This window comes from Burkholderia cenocepacia, assembly GCF_014211915.1.
Classification (GTDB): Bacteria; Pseudomonadota; Gammaproteobacteria; order Burkholderiales; family Burkholderiaceae; genus Burkholderia; species Burkholderia orbicola.
The window spans coordinates 1,669,096-1,683,610 of record NZ_CP060040.1; the positions used below are offsets into that span (position 1 = coordinate 1,669,096).

Annotated in this window: 10 protein-coding genes; 2 read left to right on the top strand and 8 right to left on the bottom strand. The window is 69.3% G+C overall.

Features of this window, described 5'->3' with window-relative positions; translation table 11 throughout:
• Positions 1-138 precede the first annotated feature (138 nt).
• Positions 139-900: a hypothetical protein gene (locus tag SY91_RS23930; RefSeq protein ID WP_043887190.1), complete on the top strand. Its 762-nt coding sequence runs from the start codon at positions 139-141 to the stop codon at positions 898-900.
• 85 nt (positions 901-985) lie between these two features.
• Here SY91_RS23930 and fdhA read toward each other — a convergent pair whose 3' ends face one another.
• Positions 986-2,182, bottom strand: a complete 1,197-nt coding sequence (gene fdhA, locus SY91_RS23935) for a formaldehyde dehydrogenase, glutathione-independent (RefSeq protein ID WP_011547090.1) — start codon at positions 2,180-2,182, stop codon at positions 986-988.
• A gap of 668 nt (positions 2,183-2,850) precedes the next feature.
• Between fdhA and SY91_RS23940 the strand changes: the two genes are divergently transcribed.
• Positions 2,851-6,021, top strand: a complete 3,171-nt coding sequence (locus SY91_RS23940; RefSeq protein ID WP_185921181.1) for a GLUG motif-containing protein — start codon at positions 2,851-2,853, stop codon at positions 6,019-6,021.
• Between the two features lie 273 nt (positions 6,022-6,294).
• Here SY91_RS23940 and SY91_RS23945 read toward each other — a convergent pair whose 3' ends face one another.
• The 7 genes from SY91_RS23945 to SY91_RS23975 all read right to left on the bottom strand — a co-directional run bounded on the left by SY91_RS23945 (position 6,295) and on the right by SY91_RS23975 (position 14,507).
• Positions 6,295-7,491 (bottom strand): efflux RND transporter periplasmic adaptor subunit, encoded by a 1,197-nt coding sequence (locus tag SY91_RS23945; RefSeq protein ID WP_069238073.1) that lies wholly within the window; start codon positions 7,489-7,491, stop codon positions 6,295-6,297.
• Complete coding sequence (locus SY91_RS23950) at positions 7,492-9,123, bottom strand: efflux transporter outer membrane subunit (RefSeq protein WP_034175172.1); 1,632 nt, start codon at positions 9,121-9,123, stop codon at positions 7,492-7,494.
• A gap of 2 nt (positions 9,124-9,125) precedes the next feature.
• Positions 9,126-10,064, bottom strand: coding sequence for a glycosyltransferase family 2 protein (locus SY91_RS23955; RefSeq protein WP_185921182.1), 939 nt, complete (start codon positions 10,062-10,064; stop codon positions 9,126-9,128).
• A 10-nt stretch (positions 10,065-10,074) separates the two neighbouring features.
• Entirely contained in the window at positions 10,075-11,670 is a 1,596-nt protein-coding gene (locus SY91_RS23960; RefSeq protein ID WP_185921183.1) for a DHA2 family efflux MFS transporter permease subunit, read from the bottom strand.
• Complete coding sequence (locus SY91_RS23965) at positions 11,667-12,950, bottom strand: glycosyltransferase (protein ID WP_124478472.1); 1,284 nt, start codon at positions 12,948-12,950, stop codon at positions 11,667-11,669. The genes SY91_RS23960 and SY91_RS23965 overlap by 4 nt, the downstream gene beginning before the upstream one ends.
• A gap of 17 nt (positions 12,951-12,967) precedes the next feature.
• Positions 12,968-13,537 carry a methyltransferase family protein gene (locus tag SY91_RS23970; protein ID WP_011547084.1) on the bottom strand — a complete coding sequence of 190 codons (570 nt, stop codon included), beginning with the start codon at positions 13,535-13,537 and terminating at the stop codon, positions 12,968-12,970.
• 67 nt (positions 13,538-13,604) lie between these two features.
• Positions 13,605-14,507, bottom strand: a complete 903-nt coding sequence (locus tag SY91_RS23975; protein WP_043888693.1) for an alpha/beta fold hydrolase — start codon at positions 14,505-14,507, stop codon at positions 13,605-13,607.
• Positions 14,508-14,515 lie beyond the last annotated feature (8 nt).

Genomic DNA, 14,515 nt, shown 5'->3' on the forward strand with positions numbered 1-14,515 from the left:
GAACGACCAAGAATGAAGCGGCAGGCAGACGCGGACGAACGGGTTCCACGCGTCCGATGTTATGGAGAATCGAATGAACGCCGAATGCGAACGACCGCCGATGTGTAGCCCCACGATGGCATCCGTCGGTCGCTGACGATGCGCGTCCTGCCCAACCGGAGTGTCCGCGCGCGCGATGCCTGGCGTGCCGTGCTGAATGCACGCGCCGAATCGCGGCACGCGACGTGCTGCCGCTGCCGCGAATGCGGTTTCGTCGCGTTCCGCGCACTCGAGCACTGCCCCATCTGCGGTCGGTGGAACTGGCCGTTCGAGCCGATTCGCCACACGCCGGCCGACGCGCGTGCCGTGCATGCGCCGCGATCGTTCCATACGTGGTCGTCGCGCGTCGCCCGCGCGCTGCGCAACGCGGCTTTCCAGCGGCCGCGCGCATCGAGCGCACCGCTCCTGAGTATCCTCACGCTCGTGCTGCTGGTCGGCGGCTACGTGATGGTCGATCAGACCTGCAAGGCCGATCCCGTTTGTCGCGGCTCCGCTGCACCGGCCGCCGTCGCGACCGAAACCATGCTGCAGGCATCGAACGATCCGTTGCTGCCGGTCGTGCCGGCACCCGTCTACCCGTTTCATTCGCCTGATCAAACGCAAGTGGCGGCCAATCCGCCACCGAGCGCCCCGCTCGCCGGCAAACCTACGCGCCCGATAGCGGTTGCACAAGCCGCGCCGTCATTGCGCACGCCTGACCGGCCCCGCGCCGGCGCAGTCCGCGTGGCCGACTGGAAAGGCAACCGCGACACCGCCCATCGCCCCGCGCGCGCGATCCGCCGCGTCAGCCTGCACACCGGGCGTACACGCCGCACCGCCGCCAGCAACGCCGAACTCGCGAAGCTTTATCGCGGCCACTGAACGCGCTCGCAACGAAAAACGGGCGGCCCGTCTCCGGAGCCGCCCGTTCTCGCGTCACGCGTCGCGCGTGTCGAACGCTAGTGCATCACGCCGCCAGCAACCCGTGCGGGTCGATGACGAATTTGCGCGGCGCACCGCCATCGAACTTCTTGTAGCCTTCCGGCGCCTGGTCGAGCGAGATCACTTCGACGTTGACGATCTTCGCGATCGGCAGCCGGTCGAACAGGATCGCCTGCATCAGGTTGCGGTTGTACTTCAGCACCGGCGTCTGGCCCGTGAAGAACGAATGCGACTTCGCCCAGCCGAGGCCGAAGCGGATGCTCAGGCTGCCGTGCTGCGCGGCCTTGTCCTTGGCGCCCGGATCGTCCGTCACGTACAGGCCCGGGATGCCGATCGCGCCGGCCGGGCGCGTGATTTCCATCAGCGAGTTCAGCACCGTCGCGGGCGCTTCCTCCGAATGGCCCGACGAGCCGTGACCGTGTGCCTCGAAGCCGACGCAGTCGACCGCGCAATCGATCTCGGGCACACCGAGGATCTGCTCGATCTGCTCGCCGAGCGACGCGTCCTTCGACAGGTCGACCGTCTCGAACCCCATCGCCCGCGCATGCGCGAGCCGTTCCGCGTTCATGTCGCCGACGATCGTCACGGCCGCGCCGAGCAGGCGCGCCGACGCGGCCGCCGCCATCCCGACCGGGCCCGCGCCCGCGATATAGACCGTCGAACCGGGCTTCACGCCCGCGCTCACCGCGCCGTGATAACCGGTCGGCAGGATGTCCGACAGGCACGTGAGGTCGCGGATCTTCGCCATTGCCTGATCGCGGTCGGGGAACTTCAGCAGGTTGAAGTCCGCGTACGGCACCAGCACGTACTCGGCCTGCCCGCCGATCCAGCCGCCCATGTCGACGTAGCCGTACGCGCCGCCGGCACGCGACGGGTTCACGTTCAGGCACACGCCGGTGTGCGTGTCCTTGCACATCGCGCAGCGGCCGCACGCGACGTTGAACGGCACCGACACGAGATCGCCGAGCTTCAGCGTCTCGACGTCGCGGCCCACCTCGACCACTTCGCCGGTGATCTCGTGACCGAGCACGAGACCGACCGGAGCAGTGGTGCGGCCGCGCACCATGTGCTGGTCGGAGCCGCAGATGTTCGTGCTGACCACTTTCAGGATCACGCCGTGGCCGATCGCGCGGCCGCTCGGGTCGACCATCTTCGGATAATCGATTTTCTGGACTTCGACCTGGCCCGGCCCAAGATATACGACCCCTCGATTGCTGCTCATCGCATTGTCTCCATGTCTCGTTGGCTTCGATACGTTGCGCGCCGGCGCATCGGGCGACGGCGAACCATTTGAGGTTAGACCGGGACGGGACGCCATGGATGTGGCAAATGCGACACCGTATTGACCGGCACCGACATGCGCGGCAACGGCCCGCGTCGCATTCCAGCGCGGTCGGCATGCAACCGGTCCGAACAATATCTGACGAGACAAATCGATATCGGACTGCCGCTCGTACTTGTTCAATATAAATGGTTCCAGATCCTGCGTAAGATTGACGAGCCTTCGTCAAATTACTTTATTGTCCTAATCATTCGTGTCGAATCACCGCGTCGCGTGCCGCCTTCTTCGTTCGGCTTGCGCATCCGATACGTACCCTGCCCGTTCCGGCGCTCGGGAACGCCCATCGCCACTCGCTCCCGCGCCGCGCGAAGCGTCCGCGAGACGGCGCGCCAATCCTGAATCCCCCCTCTCCGACCGGCCGACGCATGCGCGGCCGGCACCTGCAAACGGCCGGCTCTTGAATCGATGGAGTCCGGCCGCGACGCAACGGACAGCGATGCTGTCCGTTTCACCCAAGCGGGATGCAATACGCAGCCCGCTTTCCTTTGTCATCGCGCGTGTCGCACGCCGGCATGCACCGATGCGTCAACCGTGAGGAAACAAGAACCATGAACAAGACCTACGCACTGGTCTGGAACCCGACCCAGCGCTGCTGGAACGCGGTCGGGGAAACCGCGCGCCGCCGCGGCAAATCGAGCGGCGGCAAGCGCGTCGCCGCCGCCGCCGTCTCGCTGCTCGGCCTCGCCGCGCTGCCTGCTTTCGCGCTGCCCACCGGCGAAGCGATCACCGCCGGCAAGGCCGACATCGTCCGCACCGACGACGGCCGCTCGATGAACATCAACCAGCACACCGACAAGCTCGTCACCAACTGGCAGGATTTCAGCATCGGCGGCGGCGAGCGCGTGTCGTTCCGTCAGCCCGGTAGCCAATCGGTCGCGCTCAACCGCGTGATCGGCAACAACGGTAGCCGCATCGACGGCCAGATCGAAGCGAACGGCAAGGTGTTCCTCGTCAACCCGAACGGCGTGATGTTCGGCGCCGGCGCGCAGATCAACGTCGGCGGCCTCGTCGCATCGACCCAGAATCTCACCGACGCCGACTTCCTCGCCGGCAACTACCGCTTCTCGGGCACGTCGGCCGCGTCGATCGTCAACGACGGCACGATCACCGCCGCGGACGGCGGCAGCGTCGCGCTGCTCGGCGCGCGCGTGTCGAACAACGGCGTGATCCACGCGAAGCTCGGCCGCGTCGCACTCGGCGCGGGCAACACGTTCAACGTCAACTTCGACGGCAACGGCTTGTTGAACCTGCAGGTCGAAGGCGGCGCCGTCGACGCGCAGGCGCACAACGGCGGCCTGCTGAAGGCCGACGGCGGCGAGGTGCTGATGACCGCGCGCGCGGCCGGCAACCTGCTCGGCGCGGTCATCAACAACTCCGGCACCATCGAGGCGAAGGGGCTGGCAAGCCGCGGCGGCAGGATCACGCTCGACGGCGGCACCGTCAAGGTCGCCGGCAAGCTCGACGCGAGCGCGGCCGAAGCCGGTTCACCGGCCGGCACGGTCGTGACGCGCGGCGAACGCGTCGACGTCGCGCATGACGTGCAGGTCGACACGCGCGCCGGCAACGCGGCCGGCAAATGGACGATCGAGGCGGCGAACGCGGGCGTGAACGGCACGGACGCCGCTGGTCGCTCGATCGACGCCGACACGCTGTCGCGCAACCTCGGCACGACGAACGTCGAACTCGCGAACACGCAGGGCGACCTGACGGTCGGCGGCCCCGTATCGTGGACGAGCGACAACGCGCTGACGCTGACCTCGCGCAAGGGCAACGTCGATCTGCAGAAGACGCTGCAGGCCACCGGCGCGAACGCGAATCTCGTGGTCAACGCGGCCGACAAGATCCGCGTGAACGACGCCGTCAAGCTCACCGGCGACAACGCCCACCTCGAGCTGAATTCGGCGAAGGGCCATACGCTCACGAACGACAAGGCGGTCGTCACGCTGTCGGGCAAGCACGCGTCGTACCGCTCGAACGGCGAGGACTACACGGTGCTGCACACCATTGACGACCTGCGCAACGTCGACGCGAACCTGAACGGCCGCTACGTGCTCGGCAACGCGCTCGACGGCAACGGCGCGAACTTCCGCAGCATCGGCGGCGACCACACGTTCACGGGCAAGTTCGACGGCTTCGGCAATACGATTCGCCGGCTGTCCGTCTACAACACCGGCCCCGTCGGCCTGTTCGCGTCGAACAGCGGCGCCATCGGCAACCTTGTCCTCGAATCGATCTCGGCCAGCGGCGCATCGTCCACCGATCCGCTCGTCGCGGTGGGCAGCCTCGTCGGCGTCAACCGGCAAGGCACGATCTCGAACGTCCGCGTCGCAAACGCCACCGTCTCGCACGCCGGCGCGCGATTCAGCCGTCTCGGCGGCATCGTCGGCGTGAACGAGGGCGGCGTCATCGACCGCGCATCGTTCAGCGGCCGGTTGATCGGCAACCAGAAAACCGACGCAATCGGCGGCATCGCCGGCGTCAGCCTCAACGGACGCACCACCGCGCGGATCGCGAACAGCACCGCGAACGTCGACATTACCGCCGTCGGGACGGACGGATTGAGCGCCTACGGCGTCGGCGGGCTGGTTGGCGCGCTTCAGGGCGGCGTCGTCGAGCATTCGTCGAGCAGCGGCAGGATCGCCGGCGGCCGCAACAACTTCGTCGGCGGCGCCGTCGGCTTGAACCTGGTCGGACAACTCGATGGCGTGACGTCGACCGTCGACGTGTCGGCCGGCGCGGGCAGCGTGGTCGGCGGGCTCGTCGGCCGGAATGTGGCGGGCACGATCTCGCGCTCGGCCGCTTACGGCCGGGTCGACGCGACCGGCGCGCGATCCGTCGGCGGTCTCGTCGGCACGAACGACCTTGGCGCGCGCATCGTCGATTCACATGCTTATGGCGACGTCGACGGACGCGATTCGGCCGCGATCGGCGGGCTCGCCGGCATCAACGACGCGACGATCGACAAGTCGACCGCGTCAGGCCGGGTAAGCGCGACGACGGGCCGCTCGGTCGGCGGCCTCGTCGGCGACAACCAGTCGAACGGCGTGATCACCGCCAGCAGCGCGGGCGGCAACGTGTCCGCAAGCGGCCCGGCAACGGTCGGCGGCCTCGCGGGCCGCAATGCCGGCCGCATCGACGGCGGCAAGGCGTCCGGCATGGTGACGGTCGCGAGCAACAGCGTCGCGGGCGGCCTGGTCGGCAGCAACAGCGGCAAGATCAGCGAGGCAGAGGCGACGGGCAATGTGGTCGCGCAACGGTCGAGCCGGGTCGGCGGGCTGGTCGGCGAAAACTCGGGCACGGTCGTCGCGTCGCGCGCGAGCGGTCGTGTCTCCGCCGAAGACCAGAGCATCATCGGCGGCCTCGTCGGCGCCAACCGGAACGGCGGCACGGTGAAGGACTCGGTCGCGTCCGGCGACGTGACCGGCAGCGCTTTTCAGGCCGGCGGGCTGGTCGGTTCGAACGACGCCGGCGCGCTGATCGCGTCGTCGTCGTCGTCCGGCCGGATCAGCGGGTCGCCCTTCATGGTCGGCGGACTGGTCGGCTTCAACAGCGGCAAGATCCTGAACTCATCGTCGAGCAGCACGCTGACGTTTTCGCCCATCGGGACGGTGGGGACGCTCGTCGGGTTGAATACCGGCGTCGTCGAATCGAGCAGCGCGAGCGGCTCGACGCCGGGCGTGCGCGAAATCGGGATCAATGCCGGTAAAGTGATCCGGTAACGCGCGACGCCGGAGGGTCCGGCGTTCGTCGACACGCGGCCGATGCCTCGGCGTGCCTGCGTCGCAGGCAGGCACGTCAGACTGCCGTCGGTTCGCGTGTCGCGTCCGGCATGCGCGATCGATATCGCGCGTGCCGACTATGCCGGCCTCGTCATGACGAGGCCGGTGTCGCGTCCGCCGCCGTCATCGACGACGATCGACGTCGCCGCCGCCGGATCGAACGGTCTGCGCGGCGCCCCACGCGTGCTGCGCGATGAACGGACGGCACTCGCCTCACCCGCCCTGGTTCTCCCGAATCACCGCCGCCGCAGCAGCCTCCGCCTCGCTCGCCACCCCGTCATGCACGCGGGTGCTCTCCGCCGGTACAGTGCCCGGCGATTCGCTGTCGAGCACATGCCCGCCACGGTCATGCGTATCGACCGTCGCCCGCATCGACAACCCGACCCGCAGCGGATGCGCGGCAAGATCCGCCGCGTCGATCGAGATCACGACCGGCACGCGCTGCACGACCTTGATCCAGTTGCCTGCCGCATTCTGCGACGGCAGCATCGAGAACGCGCTGCCCGTGCCCGCCGAAAACCCCTGCACGCGGCCGCGATAGACGACCCGCGCGCCATAGATGTCCGACACGATCTCGACCGGCTGGCCGACGCGCATGTGGCGGATCTGCCCTTCCTTGAAGTTCGCCTCGACCCACAGCCGCTTCAACTGCACGATCGACATCAGCGGCACGCCGGGCCCGACCTGCTGCCCGACCTGCACCGCGCGCTGGCCGACGGTGCCGTCGACCGGCGCGACGATCGTCGTGCGCTTCAGGTTGCGGTACGCGAGCTTGAACTGCGCGGCCGCCTGCACGACGGCCGGGCTCGCGTCGACCGGCAGCCTGCTGCCGAGCGCGCGCGCCGCGTCGAGCTGGGCCTGCGCGGCCGCCAGATTCGCCTGCGCGCCGGCGACCGCGGCGCGGGCGCGCGCCAGCTCCTCCGGCGCGACGATCTCGACCGACGCGCCCGCGCGCGCCGCGAGCGCGCGCTGCGCGAGCGCAAGATCCGCGCGCCGCGCATTCACCGCCTCCACATACATCGTGTTCGAGATCTTCGCGTTCGCGACCTGCCGCACCGCCTGCGCGAGCTGCGCCTTCGCCTGCGCGAACGCGACCGACGCCTCCGTGTCGTCGAGCCGCACGAGCACCTGCCCGGCGCGCACTGGGTGCGTGTCGCCGGCCAGCACGTCGATGACCGTGCCCGGCACCTGCGCGGAGATCTGCACGATGCTGCCGGCCACGTAGGCGTCGTCGGTTTCCTCGTAGTAGCGGTCGCGGAGCCACCACACCGCGAGCCACGCGATGGCGGCCAGCAGCACGGCCGCGAAGAACACGAGAAAGCGCTTGCGGCGCGTCGCGCGCCGTGCGTCGAGCGCGGCATCGGCCTGCGATGCCGGCATCGGAGCGGTGTGAAGGTTGTCGTGGTGCATTCAGTTGCTTTGCGTGACGACCAGTCGGTCGTGCTGGAACATCGGATTCGACGGCGCGTCGGCCACGCTCGGGGCCACCGGCGTTGCGCGCGCGGTCGCCTTCCGGCTCGCGGACGCGGCGCCGCGTTTCGCCGACGCGTTCGGCGTCGCGCCCGCGTCGAAGCCGCCGCCGAGCGCGCCGATCAGCCCGATGCGCAGCGTGCGCTGCTTGCCGAGCAGCGCGATCATCTGCGCGCGCTCGTCGATCAGCGTGAGATCCGCGACATCGACGTCCTTCTGCATCAGCACGCCGCGCCGATGCCGATCCGCCGCGATCTGCACGATCTTCTGCGCGGCCGCGACCGCATCCTGCTGCTGCGCGACGAGCGTCTGCGACGTCTGCAGCGACGTGACGAGTTGCGCGACCTGCCCGAGCGCGTCGTCGACGGTCTTGTTGTACAGCCCGATCGCGACGTCGGCCTGCGCGACGTCCGCGCCGAGCTTCGCCTTCAGCCGGCCGCGATCGAAGATCGGCAGCGAGATCGCGGGGCCGACGGAACCCGCGAGCGAATCGCGCGAGAACAGCGACGCGGGCGTCAGTGCGAACACGCCGCCGAGCGCGACGAGGTTCACGTCCGGATAGAACTGCGCACGCGTCGAGTCGGCATTCGCGAACGCGGCTTCGACCCGCAGCCGCGCGGCGACGATGTCGGGCCGGCGGCCGAGCAGATCGGCCGGCAGCCGCGAGGGCACGGCGCCGCCCGCGAACGCGCCGACGCGCGGCCGCTGCAGCGCGAGCCCGCGCTCCGGGCCGCGGCCCGACAACACGCCGAGTTGCAGTTGCGCGAGCTTGATCTGCTCGTCGTTCAGCGCGATCTGCTCGAGCAGACGGCTGCGCTTGATCGACGCATCGCTCGCGTCGTACGCGTTGTCGAGGCCGCGCGCGGTGCGCTCGCGCAGCACGGCCGTCACGCGCTGGCTGATCTTCAGCTTCTGCTGCAACAGGTCGCGCACCGCGTACGCCTGGTCGAGCTGGCAATACACGGTGACGATCGCGACGGCGAGCGTGAGCCGCACCTGTTCGGCTTCGACGCCGGCCGCGTCGCGCAGCGACATCAGGCTCTTCGTCGCCGCGCGGTTCTTGCCCCACAGGTCGAGCTGGTAGTTCAGCCCGACGAAGACCGACGACGGCGATACGTTCGGATCGCCGAAGATCTGCACCGGCACGCGATAGCCGCCGGCCGTCACGTCGGCAATGTCGCCGGGTTTCGGCATCCGTGCCCGGCTGATCGTCGCGCCGGCCGTGCCGGTCAAACCGGTCAGCGAATCGAACTGCTGAAGCTGCGCCTGCGCGATCCGCAACCGCGCCTGCGCGACCTGCAGATCGGGGTTGTGCTGCGACGCCTCGGCGACCAGGTCGTCGAGCTGCGGGTCCTGCAACTGCTTCACCCAGTCGGGCGCCGGCCACGCGCCGTTCACGCCGGGGCCGGCGGTATGCACGAGTGCATCGTCGGCGGGCGCACGCAGCGACAGCGACGGCAGGAATCCCGACGGCACGCATCCGGCCAACGCGAGCAATGCCGCGGCGGCCGCGATCATCGAGCCGCCCTTCACGCCACGCGCCGAACCCGCCGCTTTCCTCATTCGCCGCATCGTCACCCCTGCCGAACGCGCTGCGCCCGCGCGGCCAGACGCGGTCGCGTGCGCTCGAGCGGGCCGAGTCGGCCGAACAGGCCGTCCGCGACGCCGAACAGGATGCCGGCCAGCTTCGCGCGCTTGTCGCGCTCGACCAGCGCGATCTGCACGACCTGCCACACGGTCAGCAGGTTCGGCACGAGCGCCACCGGAAAGCGCAGCCCGTACTGCATCCCGAGCTGCACGGCATTGCGAGCGCTGTAGTAGCGCCGTTGCCACGAGTGATTCATCGACGTCATTTCGAAAGGGCCGATCGCGTGCCGCTGCTTCGCGCCGATCCGGTGCGGCAGCACCAGCGACGGCACGACATAGAGCGGCACGTTGCGCGCCAGCGCGCGGAAGCTGTATTCGGTATCGACGTGATCGATGAACAGCGTCTCGTCGAAACGGCCGAGCACGTCGAACGCGTCGCGCGACACGACGCAACCCGACGAAATCAGGAACGCGCAGCGCTGCATCGGCGTGCCCGGCTCGATGCGCAGGCGGCGCAAGCCGATACCGTTGGTCGCGAGTTCGGGCAGGAAGCTGCGCGCGTTCTCGTCGAAGATGCGCGGGCCGGCGAGGAACGCACGCCCCGCGAGCCCCGCGCAGACATCGCGCATCGCCGGGAAATACGCAGCCGGCACCGACGAATCCTGATCGAACAGCGCGACCGCATCGAGGCCGTCGCGAAAGAGCGCCGCAAGCCCCGCGTTGTACGCGCCCGCAATGCCGCCGCGATTGCCGTGATGCAGCAGCGCGATGCCTTCGCGTGCGCACAGTTCACGAGCCCGCGCATCGGGCTGCGGCGTGTTGTCGACGACGAGCAGCGCTTCGCATGCGTGCCGCCATGCGCGCAGCGCGTCGAGCTGCGCGTCGCTCGGGTGATACAGGATCACGAGTGCGCCGAGTGTCGTCATGGTCCGCTCCTCAATGCCCGAACGAAGCCGCCGCGCCGCGCTTGGGCCGCGTCAGCCACATCATCGCCGCGAGCGCGAGACACGTCATGCTCGCCATCCAGAACATGTCGTTGGTCGCCATCATGTAGGCCTGCTGCATCACGACGTGATGCAAGGTCGTCAGTTCGCGCACGCCGTCCACGCCCATCGCGTTCAACGCATGCACGAAGCGTTGCGTGTTCGCCGACGCATGGGTGACCGACTGCGACACGACATCGTAGTGATAGGTCGCGCGGTTGTCCCACAGCGTCACGCTCATCGCGGTGCCGAACGCGGCCGACAGCGTGCGCAGGAAATTCGACAGGCTCGACGCGGCGGCGAGCCGGTCGTCCGGAATGCGCGACAAGGTCGCGGCGGTCAGCGGAATGAAGAAGCACGGCAGCCCGATGCCCTGGATCAGTCCGGGCGCTGCGATCTGCGCGAACGTCATCTTCAGCGTGAACTGGGCGTCCCAGGCGAGCACGGCCGCGAACACGAGGAAGCCGAACGTCGCGAGCACGCGCGCGTCGAAGCGGTGCGCATGCAGCCCGACGAGGATCGAGAACACCAGCGCGAGCACGCCGAGCGACGCGGTCGCGAGCCCCGCATGAAACGCGTTGTAGCCCATCACGGCCTGCATCCACAGCGGAAACACCACGCCGACCACGGAGAAGCTCATCATCCCGAGCGAGATGATCAGCACGCAGAACGAGAACGTGCGGTCGCGAAACAGGCTCAGGTCGACCACCGGATGCGCCTCGCCCGCTTCCCAGATCAGCAGCGACACGATCGCGAGCGTCGCGACCACCGCGAGCGTGACGATCAGCGGCGAATCGAACCAGCCGCGGTCGTGGCCGAGATCGAGCATCGCCTGCAGCGAGCCGACGCCGATCACGAGCAGCACGATGCCCGGCACGTCGATCGGGCCGGCCGCGCCGCGCTGCGCGTCGGGGCGCAGCATCGCGGTGCACGCCGCGAACGAGAACAGCCCGATCGGCAAGTTGATCAGGAAGATCCACGGCCACGAGAAGTTGTCGACGATCCAGCCGCCGACCACCGGCCCGAAAATCGGCGCGAGCAGCACCGTCATCGCCCACAGCGCGAGCGCGATCGTGCGTTTTTCGGGCGGGAACGTGCGCAGCAGGATTGTCTGCGACAGCGGCACCATCGGCCCCGAACACAGCCCCTGCAGCGCGCGGCAGATCACGAGCACGTGCAGGTCGCGCGCGAGCCCGCACAGCAGCGACGTCAGCGTAAACAACAGCACCGCGCCGACGAACAGCCGCAGCTCGCCGACGCGGCGGGCGAGCCAGCCGGTGAGCGGCACCGCGATCGCGGCCGCGACCGAATACGAGCTGATCACCCACGTGCCCTGGCTGTTCGATACGCCGAGACTGCCCGAGATCGCCGGCACCGCGACGTTCGTCACGGTCGAGTCGAGCACCTCGATGAAGGTCGCGAGCGACAGCGCGAACGTCAGCAGCGCGAGCCGGATACCACGCATCGGCTGTGCGGCCGGCGCGGGCGCCGGCACGTCGAACGCGGACGGCGCGACGCTCCCGTCGTGCAGCGGCGACGCGGTGCTCATGCGCCGGCCACCGCGACGTCGGCCCGCGCGGCAGCGCGCCCGCGCCTGGGCACGAACCGTTCGATGAAATCGGCGGCGGCGCCACAGCCGTCCGGCGCGGCCGCGAGCAGCGCACGCGTACGCTCCGCATGCACCGCGAACGCGGGTTCGTCGAGCACGCGGGCGAGCGCCGCGCCGAGCCGCGCACCGTCGAGCGGGCCGTCGACCCGCACGCCGCAGCCGTTCGCGACGACGCGTTGCGCGTTGTCGAACTGATCGTGCGCGAACGGCGTGACGACCTGCACGATGCCGGCTTCGCACGCGAGCGCCGCCGTGCCGATCCCGCCGTGATGCACGAGCGCGCGGCAACGCGGCAGCAGCGTGCGCATCGGCACGAAGCGGCGCACGAGCAGCCGGTCGTCGCCCTGCACCGCATCGTGCGGCGTCAGCAGGATGCCGCGCGCGCCGGTCGCGCGCAGCGCGTCCGCCACCGCACGCGCATACGCCGCATGATCGACGAGCGTCGAACCGGCCGTGAACACGACCGGGGCTTCGCCGGCCGCGAGAAACGCGTCGAGTGCCCCATCATCGTCGGGTGTCGCGATATCGTTGAACAGCGGAAAACCGCTTTGCAGATGGTTCGACGGCCAGTCCGGCTGCGGCGGCGCGAACCAGCCGGGAAACAGGCACAGCACGCCGTCGGTCGAATGCAGCCAGCGGCCGAGCACGCGCCGCGCGGGCGCGAGCTCCAGCTCGCGGCGTACCGCATCGAGCGCCGGGCCGCACACGCGGTCGAGCACCTGCCGCTCGATCAGCGTCATCAGCGCCGACTTCACCGGCAACGGCCAGCGCGCGGGAATCGTCAGGCGCGGGTGAGTCGGCGGCGCATGCGCGGACAGCAGCGTCGACGGCGACACCTGCACCGATACGTACGGCGTGCCGTGCAGTTCCTGCATGAAGCGCGCGGAGAACGCCCACAGCGTGCCGACCAGCACCGTATCGGCATCGGTCAGCGCGCGCAGCGCGTCGTAATGCGGGCGCAACGTCGGCGCGATCACCTGCCACAGCGTGCGGAACGACGTGCGCGGATTCCACAGCGCCGGGTTCGCCATCGCCGCGTCGTATTCCGCCGCGGTGCCGACCGGCACGAACGCGAACCCGCAGCGGCGCACGGCCGCCTCGAACGGCACATGCGTGCAGAACACGACGTCGTGACCGCGCGCGGCCAGCGTGCGCGCGACGCCGAGCAGCGGATGCACGTCGCCCGCCGAGCCGATCGCGGTCACGATCATCTTCGCCATCGCGCGCCTCGCGGGTGTCAGTAGAAGCCGGGGATCAGCGCCGCGACCTCGCGGCGGTACTGCGCATACGCCGGCCCGAAATATCCGGTCAGCCAGCTCTCCTCGACGCGCACCTTGTACGCGAGCGACGCGAACACGAGCAGCACGCCGATCGCGCCGCGCCATTCGCCGCCGATCAGCGCGGCGCCGACCAGCGCGATCAGGCAGCCGGTGTAGATCGGGTGACGCACGAGCGCATACGGCCCCGTGCGCACGAGTTCGTGGTCTTCCTTCAACGTGACCGACACGCTCCAGTTCGTGCCCAGATGCAGCCGCGCCCACACCGAGAACAGCAGGCCGGCCACCAGCACCGCGAGCCCGCACTGCGCCTGCAGGCCGAAGCGCTGCCAGTCGGGCACGAGCGCCTGCCACGACGGATCGGGCAGGATGATCAGCGCGCCGCCGACGATCAGCGGAATCGACTGCAGCGTGCGCGAGCGCGACGCCTCCTTGCGCACGGTGGTCTTGACGCCCTGCGACGTGGCGATCCAGTACGCGAGCCACGCGGCCCACGGAACGACGATGGCGATGGTCTGAACGATATTCACGGCTGGCCTGCCTCGTTGGGATGGGAATTCGGATGCGCGGGACGCGCCCGCCGCACGACGGATGACGTCACGACGACAGCGCGTGCATCGGCGTGGGCACGCATGCATGTGCGGCAGCACGCGCGACGCCGGCCGCGGCGGCCGACTCGCCGCAGAAGAAATCGAGCAACGCGGCACGGGTGTATTCGCGTTGCGCACGGCCTTCGATGTCGAGAAAGTGGCCGGCGTCCGGCACCGTCGCGAACCGCGCGCGCGCGACGTGCGCGCCGAGCTGGCGCACGTCGGCCGGCGTCGTGTATTCGTCGCGCTCGCCGTTCAGGAACAGCAGCTCGCAGCCGATGTTCGCGAATTCGCTGAAGTAGCGCTCGGGCTGCAGCGACAGGATCTGGTCGACGTGGAACGCGACCTGATCCTGCTCGTCGCGCGGCAGGCGCGTCAGATACCGGTAGTTGTACAGCTTCATGATGCGCGGCAGATAGCGGCCCACGGTGTCGTTCAGCAACTGCGCGGCCTTCAGGTTTTCGCCGGCCGCGATGTGGTCGCGGGCGCGCGTCACGTAGTCGACCATCGCGTCGTTCAGTAACGGCGAGAACGAGCAGATCGCCGCGCGCCGCACGCTCGGGCAGCCGCGTGCGAGCGCGAACAGCGACGCGACGCCGCCCCACGACACCGACACGAGGTACGCCGGCGCGAAATGCTCGACCAGGTACTGGAGGATCGCGGCTTCGTCGTCCTTGGTCAGGATGAAGCAGCCGGGGTTGTGCTGGCGCGACTGCCCCGCATACGGCAGGTCGAAGCAGATCGTGTTCATCCGCTCGCCGAGATACTGGACGGTCTGGCCGAACGACGCGGTGGTCGCGAGCGCGCCGTTGACGAGCATCGCCGTGTCGAACGCCGGGTCGAACACGTTCCGTTCGACGTAGACCTTCAGACCATTCGGCAGCGGGACCACGTGTTTTTCGGTCGGCATCGTCGTTC